Genomic DNA, 19,630 nt, shown 5'->3' on the forward strand with positions numbered 1-19,630 from the left:
GGCGATTGCCAGTGGTCCCTGCCGCCCAATACCGACGGGTCCACGACCGCCTCGGACTGACGCCCCAAGTGACCTATCCTCTCGATCCGCGGTCATTGGACCACCGGCGATCCCCTCCCGGCCTGATTTCAGGTCGAGGCCGGCGGAGCCGGGTCCGCTCCTTCACCGGTCACGCATCGGGGTCGAGCCGTCGCGAGTTGCTTCTCCGCACGCTCGACGTGAAAAAAAATCTCGGGCCGCGACTCGGGCCGCTCGATCGATCGCCGGAAGCCCGGATCTCTCAGGACGAAGGATAACTTCGATGTGAGGTGGAGATGAGCCCGGGTGGTGGGGCTAATGATCGTGAACAAGGTATGGACCGGCTTCCCGTCCAGAGCGCCATACTCGATCGGCTGATCCAGAAAGCAGAGCGTGATCATGGGACGCCCCACGTGCAGCACGACGGGGTTGCGGACATGGGGGATGGCGATTCCATCGCCGACGGCCGTTGGAGCGATTGCCTCACGTGCAATCAGGACGCGGAGCAGAAAATCCCGGTCGACCTCCTCCGGCAACCGAAGCAGGTCGACCACCTCGCGAAGCACGCTTTCCTTGTCGAAGCCCGAGACCCGGTAGAAGACGCCGCCCGCTTCCAGAGCCGCCAAGAGCGACGGGATCGGTTGGTCGGCCGCTTCGGGCTCTTGGAAAATCTCGCTGGAAACCTTCAGACGCCGCGCAGTCGCCCATTCAAGGATCTCCGCGCGATTGAAGCGGTACTGATCCTGAACGCGGTAGGCCGGAATGGTCTGCTGCTTGATCCAGCGATAGATCGTCTTCTCGGAGACGGCCAGGAGACTCGCCGTATCGCGAACCGAAAGGTTCATGCTCGGATCACCATAATTTCCCCGGCGCACCGCACGAGGGGACCGAAACCTCAATTCGACGCCCGCCGATCCCAACAAAACCGGCCTACCGTTATCACTCCGCCTCGTCCGTCCGACCGGGGGTCCGGTTCACCCCTGACTCACGCTGCTCGGCATCGTTCTTGAGAATCGAGACGATCAGCGCGTTGAGTGACGCCTTGTCCTCTTTGGCCCAACTCGCCAACTGCTCATGCAGCGCCGGTGGCATGCGAACCTGGAAGTGCACGACGGTTTCCGGCATGAGCGTGTCCTTATATTCCCGATTTGAATGGGCTCGCAGAGCAGGGGATCGAAGCCAGACTCCACAACCCCTGTCACCAAGTGACATCTTAGGACAATATCCTTGCAAGTTCTCCAATTGTCAAGCTTGAGCCATTCTTGTCCCTCTTGAAACGTCGCGGAACAACCACGACCCGGTTCTTACGGAGCGGCTACGTCCAAGCTTGCAACCTGCCCTCCTAGATCGTGCAGCATGCACGATCCAGGGGACGACGGCCATGCCATCCCGTTTCCCTAATCATTTTCAATGCAATAACTTGCGGCATTTTCTCAATGAGGCGCACATCTTGCTTTTGTTGAAAATGGAGACCTCGAGCCGGTCGCCCCCGATCGAGGGGGCACGATCCCCGGCCACCGCCGTGTCCAGGCGACACAGGCCGGAGGATCACTTGAGCACGGAAGCGCGCCGGTTTCGGGAGACCGTTAACCGGTGGCACAAGGAGCCATGATGCAAGCCGACGAAATCTACTTCATGATCCCGACGTATCGCCTTCGCGACGTGGCCGAGGCGGTTGAGTCTTATGACGAGCATTTCTGGCGGAACGGCCACGCGCCGACTCTGATCGTGTGCGACGACTCCAGCCCGGTCGCCCAGGAGAAGTACTATCCGCTGCTCGAGCAAACGAGCACTCATAGCGACCTTTACTACGTCGGCCCACGCGAGAAGGAGGAGTTCATCGGCTTCTTGAGCCGACGGCTGCGAGACAAGCGGCTGGACGGCCTGGTCAAGAACCTGTTCCGCCCCAGCTATGGGGGAAACCGGAACCACACGCTGATGCACACCCTGGGGGGCCTGATGGTCTCGTCCGACGACGACATGCGACCCTATGCCCTGATGGAGCACAGTCTGGAGTCTCTGGGCGTGGGGGAAGTGAGCCGTGGCCGCCTGCACCGGACCGGTCAGAACGGCTACGGCCCCAAGTCGTTCGACATCATCGGCTCGTTCCTCGACGTGCTCGGCAAACAGGCCGGCGACGTCCCGGATAACTACGAGAAGGGAGAAGTCCTGGTCGACACCGCGATGGACCTGGAGACCAACGTCTCGATGGGGTTATCGCGGGAGAACTCGCTCATGCTGGAACGGGGTCCGGTCCCCTCCAACGCGGTGGTCAAGATCGCCCAGACATTCCGCTCCGGGACCAACGACATCGACGCGATGGATTTCGCCGACCTCTTCCTCGAGGACGAGGACCAGATCGACCCCGACGGCCTCAACGAGCTCTACGTCCTGGTCAACTTCCGCCCGGCCGTGACGAATAAGAATTGGCGGATGGATTGCGGCGTGGCCGGGTACGACAACTCGTTCGGGCTCCCCCCCTTCTTCCCGACCCGCCTGCGGTTCGAGGACTACATCTACCGGCTCTGGATCCAGCAGGACGGCATAACCGCAGCCCATGTCGACTCCGCGCAGAACCACACGCGATCCAACTACATGCGGAACCCGGTGGCCGCCGAGATCTTCAACGAAGAGGTGTCGAACCTGCTCAAGAAGAAGATCAAGGACACCGTCACCCGGGTCGACGAGCTCGGCATCACCTTCGACTACGACGGCGAGGTAACGGCCGACGACGCCCATAGCGTCCTCGACAAGGTGGCGGCCATGTATACCCGGGCCATCAAGGCATCGGAGCGGGCGACGCGACCGGAACGCAAGGACGCTCTCCGCCTCTTCGCGGCGAACCTTCAAAAGGCGTTCTACGCCTTCGAACCCGACTTCTTCCAGCAGAACCTGCTGCGGATCGTTGACGACGTCGTGACCACGATCAAGGGCTCGATCGAGCTCTGGCCGACTCTTATCGAGATCTGCTACTTCGAGAAGGACCGCCGTGGCCTCCCCCGAACCAAGGTGAACAACCGGCGGGCGAGTTGAACGGCCTTGTCCCCTTATTTTTTCGACGGAGGTCGCTCAAGGGCGCCAGGACTCCCGACCTTACTCAGATTCGCGTACCAACTGCCGAGCGATAGAAAAAAGGAGAACTTAACCACGAATGACACAAATAACACGAATCAATAATAATGAAAACATGATTGAATTTCTTTGTAATTATTCGTGTCATTTGTGTCATTCGTTGTTAAAAATTTAATGATCTGCCAATTGGCTAAAAACCAGCAGGAAGCGGGTGTTTCCGCAAAAGGTTTGTCCGAAAAGAGTTACGCCACAGCGTCGACGGTAAGCCATGACAGGGCAACGACTTGCAGTGTCCGCTCTTTTCCGTTGGTTTTTATCCCATTGACGGATCGTTGTATTTTTTCTTCTCGAGGAGGCCGTCCCATGCGGATCGCGCAGGTCGCCCCGCTCTTTGAGAGCGTTCCCCCCATGTTATACGGCGGGACGGAGCGTGTCGTCTCGTACCTGACCGAGGAGTTGGTCCGCCAGGGCCATGAGGTCACCCTGTTCGCCAGCGGTGACTCGCGGACGACGGCCCGTCTGGTCGCGGGCTGCCCCAGGGCTCTCTGGCAGGAGCCCGGTTGTCGGGAGACGCTCCCACACCACGTCCGGCTCGTGGAGCTGGTCGCTCGCGAAGCCCACCGATTCGACGTCATCCACTTCCACCTCGACTACGTCCATTTCCCAGTCGTCGGCCGGTTGCCATGCCCGACCGTAACCACACTCCACGGGCGGCTCCATCCCCCCGATCAGGAGGCTTTTTTCGACGCCTATCCCGACGTCCCGCTCGTCTCGATCTCGGACGACCAAAGGCAGCCGATCCCCTGGGCCAACTGGCAGGCGACCGTCTATCACGGGCTGCCCCTCGACCTGCACACCCCGCGCGAGTCCCCGGGGTCGTACCTTGCCTTCCTCGGCCGTATCTCGCCCGAAAAGGGACTCGAGAGCGCCGTCGAGATTGCCCGACAAGCCGGCATGCGACTCCGCGTGGCCGCCAAGATCTACCCGGAGGAGCAGGCCTATTACGAACGTGAGATCGCACCGCTGTTGCGGGCCTCCCCCTGGGTGGAGTTCGTCGGCGAGGTCGGCGGACCGACAAAGGACGCCTTTCTCGGCGGTGCCTTCGCGTTGTTGTTCCCGATCGATTGGGCCGAGCCCTTCGGCCTCGTCATGATCGAGGCGATGGCCTGCGGCACGCCCGTCGTGGCCTTCCGGCGCGGCTCCGTCCCCGAAGTGATGGCCGACGGCCTGACCGGCTTCGTGGTGGCCAACGTACCCGAGGCGGTGGAAGCGGTTGGCCGTGTGCCAGGGCTCAGCCGCCGGATCTGCCGGCAAGTCTTCGCCCTCCGATTCGGTGCCGACCGGATGGCACGCGACTACCAGGCGATCTACCGCAAGCTCGTCGATGGCCAGGCCTGGCCGGCACTCCCCGTGGAACGGCCTGCGGTCGCCCCCCGCCCGAGCGGAGCAGTCCACCACCGGCCGACGATTCTCGGGCCATTGACGGTTTCCTGAAATGAGAACGGAAACTCCCTTGATGAACAAGACCTTACCTCTCGGTGGCGACCCGCACCATGTGCTGGCCGACTCGAGCGTCGCCGACGACCGGACCCGCGTCCTCAAGCACGGCGACACATTCGCCGTCTTCGACCACCTCGGCCACCTCAAACCCGGCGGCCTGGGCGAAGAGGGCTTGTATCACGAGGGGACGCGGTATCTCTCGCTCCTGATCCTCGAACTGGACGGCCAGCCACCGTTCTTCCTCGGTTCCACCGTGCGGGACCAGAACGACCAGCTCTCGGTCGCCCTGACCAACCCGGACCGGACGCGCGACGGACGAGTCGAGATCCCGCTTGGGACCCTTCATCTGGCCGTGCGGACCCTCCTCTGGCAAGGGGTCTGCCACTGGCGGCTCCGCGTGAGGAATCATGGGCCTGCCCCGGTCGACACGACGATCCAACTCCGGTTTCGAGCCGACTTCGCCGACATCTTTGAGGTCCGTGGGATGAAGCGCACGGCTCGAGGCCACGACCTTTCCCCGGAGATCGCGCCGGAGTCCGGCCGGGTCGTGCTCGGTTACGTCGGTCTCGACGAACAGAAGCGGCGAACCGTGCTCCGGTTCTCACCGGCTCCGGCGGAGCTGGTCGCGGACCGGGCTCGATTCCGCCTCTCGATCCCTCCTCACGAGGAGGTCAAAGTCGACCTGGCGGTGGCCTGCCAGCGCGGAGACGTGGAACGCGCCGCCCCCCCTGGGTACGAGGCCGCACAAGAGGCGGCCGGGGCCGTCCTCGAGCGTTTCAAGGCTGAGTCCTGCCGGGTGGGAGCGGCGGACGGCCGATTCGACGCCTGGCTGCGGCGGTCCGAGTCGGATCTGCATATGATGACATCCGACTTGCCGACCGGCCCCTACCCGTACGCCGGAGTCCCCTGGTTCAACACCCCGTTCGGCCGCGACGGGATCATCACCGCCCTCCAGTGTCTCTGGCTCCGACCGGAGTTGGCCCGAGGGGTGCTCGCCTACCTGGCAGCCACCCAGGCGATTGACGTGATCCCGGCGCAGGACGCCGAGCCGGGCAAGATCCTCCACGAGACACGTAACGGCGAAATGGCCACGCTCGGCGAGATGCCCTTCGGCCGTTATTACGGAAGTGTCGACGCAACCCCGCTCTTCGTACTGTTGGCAGGGGCCTACTACGAGCGGACTGCGGACCGTCCCTTCGCCGAGGCCATGTGGCCGCACGTCGAGGCCGCCCTCGCCTGGATCGATCGCGATGGCGACCGAGACGGCGACGGGTTCGTCGAGTACGAGCGGCGCGCAGGAGATGGCCTGATCCATCAGGGATGGAAAGACTCCGACGACGCATTGTCCCACGCCGACGGAACCCTGGTGACCGGCCCCATCGCCCTCTGCGAAGTGCAGGCCTACGTTTACGCCGCACGCCGCGCCGGGGCCGTTCTGGCGAGAGCCCTTGGAAAACCGGACCGAGCCGCCGCCCTCGAACGGCAGGGCGAAGCGCTCCGCATTCGCTTCGAGGCAGCTTTCTGGCAGGATGACCTCGGGACTTACGCCCTGGCTCTGGACGGCACCAAGCGGCCCTGCCACGTCCGAGCCTCCAACGCCGGCCACTGCCTGTTCGGGGGGATCGCCGCGCCCGACCGAGCCGCCCGTGTGGCGCGTGGCTTGATGTCCCCGGAATCCTTCTCCGGCTGGGGAATCCGGACGCTGGCCGCGACCGAGGTGCGTTTCAACCCGATGGCCTACCACAATGGAACCGTCTGGCCCCACGACAACGCCCTGATCGCCTACGGGGCCTCGCGGTACGGCCTCAAGGACCTTACCGTCGAGGTGCTGGCCGGCCTGTTCGCGGCCACCACCTATCTCGACCTCAACCGAATGCCGGAACTCTTCTGCGGGTTCGGTCGCGAACCGGGCGAGGGCCCGGTCCTGTACCCGGTGGCATGCGCCCCGCAAGCCTGGGCGGCAAGCTCCGTATTCTTATTACTGCAAGCGTGCCTGGGACTGGGCGTGAGCGGAGTCGAGCGGCAGGTCTGGTTCCACCAACCCAGGCTCCCCTCCTTTGTGCCCGAACTCAGGATCACCAACCTGAGCGTCGCAGGAGCAACGGTGGACTTGCTCCTCGTCCGGCACGGCGACGACGTCGGTGTGAACGTGCTCCGCCGAGTCGGTGACCTCGCGGTCGTGGTAGCGAAATGATCAAAGGAGTCACGAGGGTTGAACTTGAGCAGGCAATCCCAACCAGGAAGCACGCCGTTGTTGACGCTGAGTTCGTCCCGCTCGCGCGAGGCGATGGTGGCGAAACCTGTCATGACGGCGGTGAACCTCCTTGGATCGTCAACGGAACACACTGGCCACTCTCTCGTTGCGGTCGACCGTCGATCCGTAGTGCAGTCTCGGCTCGTGGCGGGTCGGCGAGTGCCCCTGGCGGCAGAAATTCCGGCACGTTCAGACGAGCCACCCCGATCCGGTCGTCGGCCATCCCGTAGTAGACGTCGAATCGATCGGGCAAGCCAAGATCGTCGCGGCGGTCGATGGCGGTGGGAAACACGACGTTGGCGACGATTCCGCGACGTTCCTGCGGTAATTCCGGGGTCAACACCGGATCCGGCGAACGATAAAGAATCACGCGCGGATGCTCCGGAGCGAGAACCAGCACCCCGGCGGAGTAGCAGAGCTTGTGCGCACCCGCGCTCGGGCCCGCCAGTTCGTGGACGCCGTGGTAAATCAGCATCCATCCATGTCGCGTCAGGATCGGAGGAGTGCCGCCGCCGATCTTGAGCTGCTCCCAGGGGGCCACCGGGCAGGCCAGCCGGTGATGCAAGGCAAAGTGGCAGAGGTGATAGGGCTCATCGCCGGCCTCGCCCAGTGGACAGTAGGAAATCCAGATACTCTCTCGATGGACGTCCACCACGCGCGATGCCGGTTGGCAGGCCGTTTCTTCCGGACGAGTTCCAGGAAAGAGGGGCCTGTGGAGAATGACCACGGCAGGCTCCCCGGCAGGATCGGGGATGGCCACGGGAAAGACACTGGCATCTTTGTTGTCCACGCCGTCGAACGCGATGCCGGCATACGGTCGGAAGGTGGCCAGCCCCAAACGCTGCCAGTGGAACAGGTCCTCCGATAAAGCCAGCGCAATCCGAGGGCCTTCGGGTGAATACGCCGTATAAGTCATCACGTAACGCTTGAGGGCTTCACTGTAAGTAATCCGCGGATCCTCACAACCTCCACCGCCGTTGGGCCTCAGTTCGTAATCCGTTTCGGGCTCCAGCGCGACGCCAAGCCGCTCGACGCCCGCCGGGTCCCCAGCGTCGTTGAACTTCACTCGTGCGATGCCGATCCGTGAGTAATTCCCCTTCGCGACCAGACGCGGGAAGAGGTAATACTGACCATCAGGGCCGCGGACCCCGGCCGGGTTCAGGACCCCCTCGACCTCCAGCGGATTGCCCGGCTCAGGCTCCATCACCAGCCCAAGCCGCTTCATCTGAAATCCAGCCATCGGCCCCTCTCACAAGAGCACGCTCGCCTGGCTCAACCTGACCCCACGGCAATTGCCTTCGATCACCCGTTGGGTCTCATCAGGATCCCCGACTCGAATCGAAACGACGCCGGCTCGCTCGACCGGAACTATTCCGGCAATGCGACTTCCAGCACGTTGACTGGAGTGTGGGGCCGGTAAGTGCATGCCCCGACCGCCGCCGGCAAAAACACAACGTCACCGCGACCGAGGGGAAAAGGGAGACCGGCGTGCTCAAGCTCTCCCTCGCCGACAAGGCCAACCAATACCCGCGGAGTGTCCACCGCGCCGACACTGAAAGAAGCTTGTCCGGTATGCCGCCACACTGAGAAATGCTCACATTGAAAAAGGCGCTCTCGCCGTACGGGTGCCACCTCCTCGATCACCGGAACCACCGGGCCGATCGCAACTTGTCCGAAATCAATGCAGGCCATCGCCTGCTCAATTTGCAGAGGACGAGGCTTCCCCGTCTTGGGGTCGACGCGATCCCAATCGTAGAGGCGAAAGGTCACATCGCTGTTTTCCTGCACTTCGAACACCAGAAGGTCGCTGAGGCTATGAACGGTTCGAGCTCGGAGAAAGACCGCGTCGCCAACGACCGGCGTGAAGCTCGCCAGAGAGTCCGCCACCGCCCGACTCGCGAGCGCCCGCTCCAACTCGGCACGCGTCGTTCCCGGCTTCAGGCCCGCGTAAATCCGGCTCGTCGGCCCCGCCTCAAGGACGACCCATGCCTCGGTCTTACCGCTCTCACCAGCCGGGATATCGCCTTGCTGCCCGTCCTCGGGATGCACCTGGACCGAGAGCTTGTCGCGAGCGTCGAGGAACTTGAGGAGAACGGGGAACCGACGGAATCGGCCCGCCAGTTTTCCCAGCAACAGGTCGGGCGACTGCTCCAGCAATTGTCGAAGGGTCGATCCTTTGAGCGACCCGGCGGCAACTCTGCTGGGATGGTCATCGCGGTCGCTCAGGAGCCAGGCTTCGCCAATGGGACCGTCGCCGGGAAGCGGTGCCATGAGAAAGTCGGCAAGTCGTCGACCGCCCCAAACGCGGTATTGGTAGATCGGTTCAATCCGCAACGGATACATTAGCGATTCAATCACATAATGTCTCTTCTTGGCCCCAGACTTGGCAACCCTGGGTGCATACTTTCGAAGTATGGCTCTGAAGTCAGCGACGATACTTCTTCACCGAGCAATCCCCGCTGCGAAGGGCAATGGTGTGATCTCGATAGCCCCAACAACACCTTCCCCAAAAAGGGACCACACACTTGCGGAGTCACCCGACAGAAGCGGGGCCAGCACATAAAATCCAACCACAATTACCTAATAAATCCAAAAACAACAGCACCTCCAATCCAACAGATTCAATCAGGGTTCAGCTATCCGTAGCGGGAGAGCGACCATAATCACGGACCTCCATTCGTATCGCCCTCGCCCCAATTCGTCGCCGGCACGCTCTGGGCAAGCAGGAACACCTGCAACATGGTGCCCGTCGCGTAGGCGTGCACCACAGAACCGGTCTCGACCTCGGCAGCGGCTTTGCGAACGTCCACGCCGGTGATTCTCTGAATCTCCTGCCGCAACCCGCCGAGAGAATCATTGAACCACTGGCGCGCCCTCCGCAGTCTTGACCAGCGCCTTTTTCTGGGGAAGACAAAGCCTTGTGGAACGTGACCACCAGAGTGTCCTCATTCAATCGGAGGCCGCACCCACCGGATCGCGACGACGCATCACGAAAACGGAGAAGGGCCGAACGGCTCGATGACAAGAGCCAGCCGGCGCCACCTCTGCTCCTCCTCGACTGCTACTTCTTGGGTACGCTGGCTTTCAATGGAACCGCAGCGTCCGCACCTTTCGATCCGTGCCCGGTCACCTTGATCGTGAAGTCACCTGGAGAGGCATCACTCTGAGGCTCGAGCGTGAATTTCGCCAGCGTATCCCCGTTCTTGATGACGGGGAGTACCGAGTCGAGGGTTACTCCCGGGGGGTTGTCGGTGAACTGGAACGTGACGTCGCCCTCGAAGCTCCTGCCGCGTTCGATAGCGGTCGAGACGTCTTTCGCCTCTCCCTGGTGGAGTGGAGTCGACATCCGAGGCACGCTCCGATTGAACGTGATGTCAGCTTCACCGTAGGCCAAGGGCTTGCGGGGAAGGGTGGTGATCACTCCCTGTCCCTGCGGTATGTCTTGATTGCAGCCCGCAAGGGCAACCAACGCGGGCACCAGCACTGCAATCCATGCATGCTTCATGGCTGACACCCTTTCTCGAGACCGAGCTCGTTGGTTCTCACTCCACCGGAGCGCCGTGATTCACCAACAACGGCCTCCGGTGGAGGAGAGAGAACGTGGCGCCAAAAAGCGATGTTCTTACTTATTTGTGCGAATGCTGATGTGCAGTTTCGGCGGCCTTATGAGCATGCTCGCCGTGCTCGTGCGCGGACTCGGCATGCTGCTTAGCGGCTTCGTGCTCGCCCACATCGTGATGGTGGGCCGCCTCCAAGTGGTGATGAGCAGCAGCCGCATGGTGAGCGGCGGCCATGTGATGATGTTCACTCGCGACGTGCTTCGTTGAGGTCTGCATCGTTCTTGTTTCCTTCGGAGTCATTGGAAACCGGGTCATTACGCTCGTGGCCATCCTGGAATCAGGTTGACCACGACCAACGATGTGCTGCGATTCCCTGCAGCCGACGGGCGTTTACGGCTTCAGCGCCCGCGAGAACTCATCGAGTTCTTTTTCCGTCTAGCCCTCGTCATAGCCGTACCGCTGCTGCAAGAGGCCGGCCAGCGTGTCGCGTTTGCCGGCGAGAGTCATGAGGTCCTTGTCGGCCAGCTTGGCACACCGTTCCTCGGCTTCCCCTTCAACAAAACCATTGCATCCTTACAATATGATTCCATTCAATGATTCACCTCCATGAAATGACCTCATTGCCCCTGGCGCCCCGCTTGCTGGTTGCCCCGACCGATATCGATCATTCGATCCCGGTTGGACACCCCGGCGTGGCCGGCCTCCTCGCTGTGCTTACCCTCCCGGACCTGCTCAGCGGCGGTCTCGTGGGTCGGCATCGGTCTGCCGCCCTTCACGCCACCGGGCTTGCGCCAGAATTGGCGAATCGCATCCGAGAGCTTGTACTGTCCGAATGTCGCCATGATGGGGTCTCCCTTTGCTGCCTGGAGGTGTCCTCGACCATGTGTCGGTTCACGACGGCGATGGAGTTTCGGCGTCAGAAATCGCCGACACGAAATTGGCGCAGGGACCGGGACACCGGAACTGAGCCACCCCCGATCAGAAACCACGCGGGATGCAGTCCAGAAATGGGAAGATCAGAACGATCACAAACCGTAGCCCCAGACCACCACTGGGACCGACCCCTTCTGCGGCTGTAATCCCCGTAGGACAAGCCGCTCACAAGTAATATGACAAGCATAATGAGTAAGATCAATCCCATAGCTTGTTTTTATTGATCGATTCCGGAGCTGGCGAGAGGAAGTCGTCCCTCGTGTTCGCTCCTGGCAGTAAAAGCCGCCCCGCATTCCCGAAGGCAAAAAACGATGTGCTCGATCGCCGTTGTTGGGCAACCGATACGTCGGGTTACTCGCCAAGCGCCCCCCGGTCGCGGCCAGGCTGCCTTCTATCAAGTCATCCAACGATTACAACATCCCATTTTTGCAAACTCGTAAAAGGAACGCAAGAGAATTCGTTCGTCAAGTCTGGCATCATCCAAATTCAGGCAGCCTGCGAAATGATGACCCAATACCCCATCGCGACGTACGTGCAAACGGCCGCATGGGGTTATCGACGAAATCAGAACCACTTTGCGCGAGGGCGTCCTGATAACACAGGGAGGAATCGAGGCCGCCATCCGTGAAGAGACTCACCGCTTCAAACAGAAACCCATGAGGTGGGGCCCGAAAGCTAACCACGCCTACTTGGTCGCGGATTGTTTCGTGGTCGCCTTCATGGCGTCTTGACTGCCGCCGAACAGCATCAGGCAAAGTCGCTCCCGGCCGAGAAGGGCAGCAATTGCGCAAACAAACACGCACTCACTTAGTGGTGCATCCGGCAAGCGGACTGACACAGACGGGGCACGTAAGTCTCAATAGATTTAACATTTAGGTTAGGCGGTAGCTGTAACGGAACAAGCCGGATGCACCACTTAGTGCCTGTCTCGGAAGGTCAGGCTTCACCGGGGAAAAGGGACGTTTGGGTGCCACGCAACGTCGATTACTGATGCCTCATCCTGCTGCACTCATGTGCTTGTTTAGCAAGGCTTTCTGTTCCTGAGTCAGGGTGTGGAGCCCAGGCGGTTTCGGCGGCTTATGCGGTTTGCGACGAGGCCACTTGCGTGTGGCTTTCGGGCTCTTCTGCTTCCGGCACCCGGTGCGGCAGCCCGCGAGTCGCTCGTGGTAACACTTGACCTTGGGTTTCACGGCCGCGTCGATCTCCTTGCGGATCTCGATCAGGACTTTGCGGGGGCTGATCACGGGGCCATCGGTCGCCGTCGCCGTCCGAAGCGCCAGGTCGGCATGCGCCAGGAGGATCTGCGTAGCCAGCAGTGACAACTCGGCCTCGCGATGCACCAAGGCCACCGTGCGGCCGGCGAGTTTCACTTTATTGATTACACGCTTGTATGTACGAAATAGTCCTTCATTACGCCATCTCCAGCGGTAGAATTTGGCGGCCGTCGCCGCCGATAGCCGGGCTGGGTCGAGGACGTCGGTCAGGAGCCAGACGTCGCGTTTGACCGCCCCCTTACCCTTGCCCTTGGCCGGGATCCGGATCAAGCGGCATTGGATCGGCGCTTTCCCTCTCTTCTGGACATAGTTCGGCCAGTACAAGACAGGGCCTTCGGTCCAATCCTCCAGGTTCGCCACTTCGAGGGTGTAGAGGCCGACCCGCGACGACATCCGGAACAGGAACGATCGCTTGACACCGAGGATCGCCCGGACCAGATCGAAGCCCATATAAGCGGCGTCGCAGACGATCAGGGCCTCAGGCGAGAGAGTGGCGAGCAAGTGCCTCAGATGCTCTTGCTCGGCCGCGGTGCCCGGGCCGAGTCGCCACGACCAAAGCAGTCCCGTGGGCAAGTGGACGAACGCCGTCAGCCAGACGTTGGGGGCCGCGTCGTTCTTGCCGGCCTGCCCGAGTCCTCGTTCCAACTCGGGGGTGCGGGGACACTCGATCCGCGAACCGTCGCAGCCCATCGGCTCGAAGCCGTCGACAATCCGCCGCGACCCCAGTCGGGCGTGGATCTGTTGCCGAACCCCCGCGGCCAACGCCCTGAGTTGTCGCATGGGGCCGCGTCGCATCGCCTTCTGGAAGCCGACGAAGGTCTTTCCCGGGCGTCTTCGCGACTCATGGCAGGCGACGTAGTATCCCCGGGCCTTCTCGAACCTCTCGGACTCGGAGTCGCCGGTGGCCCAGGTCATGGCGAGCATGACCACGACCAGCGGCTGGAGATCCCACCGCGGCGCCGAACGCCTTTGAGGAACAACCCCTCGGGCTTGCTTCCAGACCGTCGGGGTGAGAAACTGTCGGACATAGCCGATCAACGACTGCGGTTGCTGCAAGCCTTGCAGCGTCCGAGCTGCCTTCATCGCCGTTCTTCCTCAATCCAGGTGAGTGCCGGTTGCTAGCCGCACCCATCATGACGAAGAACGGCGATTTTTTGCCCCCTCTCTCCCGAACGAACCGCAGCCACGGGGCGGTAGTAATTCTCTGGTCCCGTGAGAGTTACATCCGTTGTTGACGACGCCGAGTTACTGACGTTGGGTGCCACGGGTTCCGTACTCGGACCCCGTGCGCAACAGGCCAAGGCATTCCCGCATGGGTTCCGAGTACGGAACCGCATGGCACCCGGAAGGTTATCAAAAACTCCGATGCGATTCGCCTTCTGGGACAGACTCTTAATCGAAACCGCGAGACTGCTTCTTGAGGCGATGGTTCACGAGACCACCGGCCTCACCGTTGTGAGCTTACGGCAGGCATTGGCACCGTGACCGGGGAAGAGATCTTGGTCTCCACCCTAGCCAAGCCGCCCATCTTCCGCGAAACGCGGAAGCAAATAAGAGCCCATGCGACCGCACAACCGAGGAATTCTTTTCAAGGGGTTTCCACGGTCAAGCAGTATCCCACAACGCGCCGCATCATGTGGGATTCAAGTTGTCGCGGGCCGAGACCGCAAGTTCAGCCTCTGAATCATGCTCGTCCAGGAGTTTGCTTGGCGAACAAGACCCATTCGACCTTGCGACACTGCAGCGACAACCACACAATCAGACGACAAGCAAACAAAACAAATTCAATATTTATGTTCACAAACAATAAAATTTGCATACATTGCAGATTGCCGAACTGGACGTGCCAAGCTACCGCAAGAATTAGGCCAAGAAGGATCACCAAACAACTGTCGCAGCCCAACAAGACAGCATTCACATGATTATTAATTACAATCGAAGTCAACTTGATATTAACTGAATCATGGACCGGCAAGACGAGAGGGGCCCATTGAAACCCAATGGGCCCGCTTTGGTCGCTTCATTCCTCAGAACGAGTCGGAACTGAGCACTTCGCCCGAACTGATCGTGTTGAGGCCAACCCATACAGGGGGGCTGACCGAATTCTTGACGAATCGGACCGAGCCGTCTCCCATCATCACGTTCACGCCACCGGAGTGACGACTTCGGGAGCCTGCGAATGCGTCGTTATCACCGGAACCAGAGACGCAAGGAAGTTGCTGCACGGGTTCGCTGGTGCAGAATAGACCGGGGTCGTTGTTCAGGTAGTCGCCTTCATTCGGGCCCCTGATGCCCAAGTAGTCTTTGGATGCGTTAGGCGTGAACCGCGTCATGAAAGAGGAGCCTCCTGGGACGGTTGACCACATCGCACCCCGGATGTCGTTCATCGCTCCTTGAAGAACTTCGCCAACGAAAACGGTGTTACTGGTGCCATCGGTGATCGAGGCGAGCGTCGTATTCCCATCGTGGCCAAACGCAGAGCGCAAGTATTGCGGACCCGTAATGCCACTATTGTATTTTTGGGCCCAGTCGGTGTTTCCCCAACTCGCCGCGTAGTTGCCCTTGGTGTAGATCGGCTTGCTCAAGGCCCCACCCTTGTAGCTCGAGTTAATCTGAAACTGGTTCTGGCGATCGGACGGGCACTGGAACGACCCGAACTTCGTGCCCGTCACGGTCGAATTGGCGAAGAAGCCATCGGCAACCGCCAAGCCCGGCCCATTCCATCCCTCAGCGCCCAACGCATAGTTGAACGAGTTGGCCAGATTGCCTTGTTCGATCTGGGGCAGCATCAAAGTAAACCAGGTCGTGTTCTGAGCCCCGGAGAAAATCTTCGGAAAGTCCTTCCCCGGCCACGGTGCCCAGATCCGTCCGGGTGGGAGCGTGCTATGAACCGAAACATAATTGTGCGTTGCGAGTCCAAGTTGCTTCATGTTGTTGACGCACTGGATTCGCCTGGCCGCCTCACGCGCTGCCTGGACGGCGGGCAAGAGCAAGGCGATCAGGACCGCGATGATGGCAATCACGACCAACAATTCGATGAGTGTAAATCCTCGTCTTTTCATGGCAGGTCATTTGTCCTGAATGAATCGGAAGCGATGTCCTGTTGCCAGACGGCGGAGGGAGGTCGAGAAGAGGCAACCGACTTTCACTTTGCCTGAACACGTAAGCGTAACGGGGTGGGAGGAATGCACGGGCCGAGCGTCAACTCGCCCGCCGCGATCACGTCGCGCGTGAGCCAATCCCAAATGCGAATCATGACAAGGCGTGACTCGGCCCAGTCACACCCACTCGACCTTCTCCGGATCATGCCAGCGGAGCGGATCGGAAACTCGCCTCGCTACGCCGAGAGGCGCGAACCGGCATCTCACACGATTCACCCGGGGTCAGCGCAAACCCACCCCCGCTGGCTGCTGATCAACCTCATTGTATCGCTGCGGCTTTCCCGCAAAGTGAAGATTGAGAGTGCAGCTTGCTAAGATCGTATTACTGGAAGTCTCTCTCGCCTCAGCCTTTGTGTCAGCAAGCCCCTTTATCAAACATTAAAATCAAATCATGTTTACGATTTATTTTTATCGAGAAAGCGTCCTGACTCTTTATCAGCGACATTCGTCCGAGGTATAACAAGGTTGAGAAAGCACCTCGGTCTCATTTCCCAGGAGACAGCCATGACCATGTCACGCTGGACGCTTCGTGGTGGGCTCGCGGCGATGGCCCTGCTTTGTGTTCACGCAGGGAGCCAGGCAAACGAGAGCGACTCGATCCCCCGCTACGACTTGAAGCCTGGCCAAGAATTCAACTATCACGGCACAAGTGAGTTCAAGTTCGAAAACGGCAGCCACAGCACCAAGACCGACTATCAGGTCTGGGTGATCCGCAAAAATGACGACGGCAGCTATCGAATCGTCGTCCGCTCCAGCCAGAAATTCTCGCAGTCATCCAGCGGCCGCCAGACGAGCGAGGGGCCGGCGAGAGTGGACATGGCCTATCGCGATATCTTTCCCGATGGTCGACTCGCCCCGAACACATCCTTCTTCCAGGTCGATCCGACGGTGATTCTCCCCCGATTACCGCAAGATGCCGCGCAAGCCAAGACGGGCTGGGATGGCGAGGGTGTGATGGACAACGCTCGCACCGAGTACACGCTCGCCAAGGATTCCGACCTGGATGCGAAGTCGTGGGTCTTCGAGGGGGTCAATCATAGCCTTATGAACAAGATCTACGACAGTTCGTCCCGATCGAAATTCTTCTTCGATCGCAAGCGCGGTGCGATCCGCCGGATCGAAAACATCAACACGCAGGGCTACGGCTTTAACGGCAAGGGGACCGGGACCACAGAACTCGTCTCGCTCGAGCAGCATGACGCCGACTGGACCAAGACCTTCGCCCAGGAATCGGACCGCTATTTCGCGGCGAACCAGGCAAGCAAAGATCTCTTGATGAAAGCGAGCAAGGACGCTGAGCATGCTGCAGCCCTGTTGTCAGAGACAGAATCGACCCTGAAAGCCGCTCGCGAAAAACTCACGCTGCCGATCTTGCAGGAGCAAATCGACCAGCAACTCGAGAGCCAGAAGGGGATGGCATCCTACACCATCGAAGAGGCAAAGAACCGCGCTGCGGTTCTTGGTCACGCAGCCGCCGACTGGGAGACCAAGGACCTCGAAGGGAAGTCGCACGCGTTGAAGGACTACCGAGGCAAGGTCGTCATCCTCGACTTCTGGTATCGGGGCTGCGGTTGGTGCATTCGCGCCATGCCACAGATCATGCAGCTCGTCGATGATTTCAAAGACCAGCCGGTCGCCGTGCTCGGGATGAACACCGACCAGAAGGAGGAAGACGCAAAGTTCGTGGTCGATACGATGAAGTTGAACTACCCCACACTCAAGGGGGAGGGCGTGCCGGAAAAGTACCATGTACGAGGCTTCCCGACTCTGATCATCATCGACCAGGACGGCAATGTCGCAGACGTCCACGTCGGCTACTCGCCGACTCTTCGTGACGAGGTGTCGAAATCCTTGAAGGAACTCCTGGCCAAGAAGTGAGAAGTTTGCGGAGCCCCGCGAACCGTCGACTCGACCTCACAGACGCAGACGATTCCCGCTCAACGTGCGCCCCAGACAGGTCGGACAGGCACTTGGATTACCGCAACAGGGGACGGTAATCCAAGGCCCCTCCCACGAGAGGCGGCTCCATAACCAGGCACCCAGAGGTTCGGCCAGCGTGAATGGAACGCCCGAACACTCGCTGCCGCCGGTCGGAAACGGCTGGCGTGAAGCCCGGACGGGGTCCGCCTTGGGGCTTTTCGCCCCCGGCGTTAGAATGGCGCCGAGATCGGGCGGTCGCCCGTGACGGACGTCTGCGTGCAAGGAGCGCACGGCCATGTCGAAGACTCCCTCCCCACCACAATCGGCGACCGAAGGACTGAGCGTCGCGGAACGATTCCAACGGCTTGCCGCCGAGTGGAAACAGGAGTCGCGCTACCTCTCCAATTCGGCCCAGATGGCCATGCTCAAGCCCTACCAGCGGATCATCGGGATGGGGGCGCCGGTCGTGCCCCTGATCCTCGAAGAGTTGAGCCGCGAGCCCGATCAGTGGTTCTGGGCACTCGAAGCGATCACCGAGCAGAACCCCGTCCCGCCCGAGGCCATGGGCAAGGTGCGTCTGATGGCCCAGGCCTGGGTCCAGTGGGGCGAACGCCAAGGCGTCCTCGACCATGGAAGCTGACGAGAATTTCCCCCGCCTGACGCCCGAGAATCACCGGGTCACCAGCCCGGCAATGATCGACTACAACTGCATCGCATGGGCGGCTGGGGATACCGAGAGGTGGTGGGAGCCGGGAGTATTCTGGCCCATCGTGTCGCCTCCTGACGAGTACGGCATCGGCATCCTGGAAACCGCGTTCAAATCGCTCGGCTTCGAAGCCTGCAACGGGGAAGAATCCGATCCGGGATTCGAGAAGATCGCCATCTACGGCAACAACCTTTTTTACACCCATGCAGCCAGGCAATTACCAACGGGAAAGTGGACGAGCAAGCTCGGCAAGCTTGAAGACATCGAGCACGACACCCCAGACGTCGTTGCGGGTGGCATCTATGGCGACAGCAAAACCCGAGTGACCTGAAAGACGTCGATTAGGGCATAGGAACTAGTGGTGCGAAAGGAACTGGGTTGGAAGAGGTGTAGGGGGGAGGCTATCGCCCCTTATCTTGTCGCCCGCCCTACGGCCAATCGCCCCACTTCGGCGATTCGCCCGTTGCGTCGGTCCGCGATCAGGAACGCCGTCTCGGACCGGTTCAGGTCAGGTCGCGATCTGGGTCGAACGATGGATCTCGTTTCAGGATTCGCGGTGAGATTTGAACAGCCGATCCTCGGGTAGCACGCTCGCGACAGGCGGCAATCCATTCGTTGACGCTGCCGCATTGGGCCTCATCCAGATAGTAGGCGTGCCTTTCGACCCAGCCGGTGATGTCGAACTCACGGTCGTGGTCAGGAGGGCTCGAAGGCATAAGTGCGAACTGTCTTAGCTCCTCGAACTTCGCCGGCAATTCTTTCTTGGATAGTGTTGGCCTGAGCCGAGGCAGCAGGTCGAGTCCTCCATCATTGGACACAACCATCGCTGCGGTCGGCCTCCCGCTCGTCTTCGAGGCGAAGGGAGCGTTTGTAGGGTCTTCCGCAGAAACGGAAGCGGATATGGTAGTGGCCGCAGGTCGGGTCAAGGTCGAAGGAGGCCATGGGTGACTCCGGGAGATGTCCCTGAAAGTACCCTGCAAACGGTGTCAGGCCTCAGAATTGTGTCAGGAAAACGTAGGGCGCACAGAAAAAAGGGTACAGCTTTCGCCGTAACCCCTTTCCCTGTAACCAATACCCCCACGGGGATTCGAACCCCGATTCCTAAGCTGAGAACCTGAGGACGCCGGGATTCGCTTGCGTGCAGCTTGCGGAGCAAATGGGCTTTGGGCGGCCCCTGCTGTGATAGATTTGTGATAAATCCCACATGACCGAAGTCAGCCGGGTGCTTCTTT

General features: G+C 60.7%; 18 protein-coding genes. 8 read left to right on the top strand and 10 right to left on the bottom strand.

The window, feature by feature from the left end; translation table 11 throughout:
• Positions 1-128 precede the first annotated feature (128 nt).
• Both SINAC_RS14155 and SINAC_RS14160 read right to left on the bottom strand, forming a co-directional pair.
• Entirely contained in the window at positions 129-863 is a 735-nt protein-coding gene (locus tag SINAC_RS14155) for a PTS sugar transporter subunit IIA (protein WP_015246323.1), read from the bottom strand.
• Between the two features lie 94 nt (positions 864-957).
• A complete protein-coding gene (locus SINAC_RS14160; protein ID WP_020466166.1) occupies positions 958-1,143 on the bottom strand; it encodes a toxin-antitoxin system HicB family antitoxin in 186 nt (61 codons plus the stop codon).
• A 486-nt stretch (positions 1,144-1,629) separates the two neighbouring features.
• Here SINAC_RS14160 and SINAC_RS14165 point away from each other — a divergent pair, with 486 nt between their 5' ends.
• The 3 genes from SINAC_RS14165 to SINAC_RS14175 all read left to right on the top strand — a co-directional run bounded on the left by SINAC_RS14165 (position 1,630) and on the right by SINAC_RS14175 (position 6,784).
• Complete coding sequence (locus tag SINAC_RS14165) at positions 1,630-3,051, top strand: hypothetical protein (protein ID WP_015246325.1); 1,422 nt, start codon at positions 1,630-1,632, stop codon at positions 3,049-3,051.
• A gap of 402 nt (positions 3,052-3,453) precedes the next feature.
• Complete coding sequence (locus SINAC_RS14170) at positions 3,454-4,584, top strand: glycosyltransferase family 4 protein (RefSeq protein WP_015246326.1); 1,131 nt, start codon at positions 3,454-3,456, stop codon at positions 4,582-4,584.
• Positions 4,585-4,606: 22 nt separating this feature from the next.
• The gene (locus SINAC_RS14175; protein WP_015246327.1) at positions 4,607-6,784 is read left to right on the top strand and encodes an amylo-alpha-1,6-glucosidase; all 2,178 of its coding nucleotides are present in this window, start codon (positions 4,607-4,609) and stop codon (positions 6,782-6,784) included.
• 109 nt (positions 6,785-6,893) lie between these two features.
• On the opposite strand, the gene SINAC_RS14180 is transcribed toward SINAC_RS14175, so the two are convergent.
• The 4 genes from SINAC_RS14180 to SINAC_RS14195 all read right to left on the bottom strand — a co-directional run bounded on the left by SINAC_RS14180 (position 6,894) and on the right by SINAC_RS14195 (position 10,349).
• Positions 6,894-8,084, bottom strand: a complete 1,191-nt coding sequence (locus SINAC_RS14180; RefSeq protein ID WP_015246328.1) for a glycoside hydrolase family 130 protein — start codon at positions 8,082-8,084, stop codon at positions 6,894-6,896.
• A 128-nt stretch (positions 8,085-8,212) separates the two neighbouring features.
• Positions 8,213-9,202 carry a type I phosphomannose isomerase catalytic subunit gene (locus SINAC_RS14185; RefSeq protein WP_015246329.1) on the bottom strand — a complete coding sequence of 330 codons (990 nt, stop codon included), beginning with the start codon at positions 9,200-9,202 and terminating at the stop codon, positions 8,213-8,215.
• Positions 9,203-9,507: 305 nt separating this feature from the next.
• Positions 9,508-9,654 carry a hypothetical protein gene (locus SINAC_RS39865; protein ID WP_154673693.1) on the bottom strand — a complete coding sequence of 49 codons (147 nt, stop codon included), beginning with the start codon at positions 9,652-9,654 and terminating at the stop codon, positions 9,508-9,510.
• A 251-nt stretch (positions 9,655-9,905) separates the two neighbouring features.
• Positions 9,906-10,349 (bottom strand): hypothetical protein, encoded by a 444-nt coding sequence (locus tag SINAC_RS14195; RefSeq protein ID WP_015246330.1) that lies wholly within the window; start codon positions 10,347-10,349, stop codon positions 9,906-9,908.
• Between the two features lie 160 nt (positions 10,350-10,509).
• Here SINAC_RS14195 and SINAC_RS39870 point away from each other — a divergent pair, with 160 nt between their 5' ends.
• Together SINAC_RS39870 and SINAC_RS39875 are read left to right on the top strand one after the other, a co-directional pair.
• Positions 10,510-10,671, top strand: coding sequence for a hypothetical protein (locus SINAC_RS39870; protein WP_154673692.1), 162 nt, complete (start codon positions 10,510-10,512; stop codon positions 10,669-10,671).
• A 75-nt stretch (positions 10,672-10,746) separates the two neighbouring features.
• Positions 10,747-11,001, top strand: a complete 255-nt coding sequence (locus SINAC_RS39875) for a hypothetical protein (RefSeq protein WP_020466162.1) — start codon at positions 10,747-10,749, stop codon at positions 10,999-11,001.
• A gap of 20 nt (positions 11,002-11,021) precedes the next feature.
• On the opposite strand, the gene SINAC_RS14210 is transcribed toward SINAC_RS39875, so the two are convergent.
• The 3 genes from SINAC_RS14210 to SINAC_RS14220 form a co-directional block, all read right to left on the bottom strand.
• Positions 11,022-11,246, bottom strand: a complete 225-nt coding sequence (locus tag SINAC_RS14210) for a hypothetical protein (protein WP_015246332.1) — start codon at positions 11,244-11,246, stop codon at positions 11,022-11,024.
• Between the two features lie 1,086 nt (positions 11,247-12,332).
• Positions 12,333-13,694 (bottom strand): transposase, encoded by a 1,362-nt coding sequence (locus SINAC_RS14215; protein WP_015246246.1) that lies wholly within the window; start codon positions 13,692-13,694, stop codon positions 12,333-12,335.
• A gap of 944 nt (positions 13,695-14,638) precedes the next feature.
• Positions 14,639-15,673 (bottom strand): DUF1559 family PulG-like putative transporter, encoded by a 1,035-nt coding sequence (locus SINAC_RS14220; protein WP_015246333.1) that lies wholly within the window; start codon positions 15,671-15,673, stop codon positions 14,639-14,641.
• A 603-nt stretch (positions 15,674-16,276) separates the two neighbouring features.
• Between SINAC_RS14220 and SINAC_RS14230 the strand changes: the two genes are divergently transcribed.
• The 3 genes from SINAC_RS14230 (at position 16,277) to SINAC_RS14240 (ending at position 18,729) form a co-directional block, all read left to right on the top strand.
• Positions 16,277-17,650 carry a TlpA family protein disulfide reductase gene (locus tag SINAC_RS14230; RefSeq protein WP_015246335.1) on the top strand — a complete coding sequence of 458 codons (1,374 nt, stop codon included), beginning with the start codon at positions 16,277-16,279 and terminating at the stop codon, positions 17,648-17,650.
• A gap of 337 nt (positions 17,651-17,987) precedes the next feature.
• Positions 17,988-18,332: a hypothetical protein gene (locus tag SINAC_RS14235; RefSeq protein ID WP_015246336.1), complete on the top strand. Its 345-nt coding sequence runs from the start codon at positions 17,988-17,990 to the stop codon at positions 18,330-18,332.
• Positions 18,322-18,729: a DUF7689 domain-containing protein gene (locus SINAC_RS14240; protein WP_015246337.1), complete on the top strand. Its 408-nt coding sequence runs from the start codon at positions 18,322-18,324 to the stop codon at positions 18,727-18,729. Before SINAC_RS14235 ends, SINAC_RS14240 begins: the two co-directional genes overlap by 11 nt.
• Positions 18,730-18,901: 172 nt before the next feature.
• Here SINAC_RS14240 and SINAC_RS14245 read toward each other — a convergent pair whose 3' ends face one another.
• On the bottom strand, positions 18,902-19,222 hold the full coding sequence (locus tag SINAC_RS14245) for a hypothetical protein (protein WP_015246338.1): 321 nt from the start codon (positions 19,220-19,222) through the stop codon (positions 18,902-18,904).
• Positions 19,223-19,630: the final 408 nt, after the last annotated feature.

The organism is Singulisphaera acidiphila DSM 18658 (genome assembly GCF_000242455.2).
In the GTDB taxonomy this organism is placed as follows: domain Bacteria; phylum Planctomycetota; class Planctomycetia; order Isosphaerales; family Isosphaeraceae; genus Singulisphaera; species Singulisphaera acidiphila.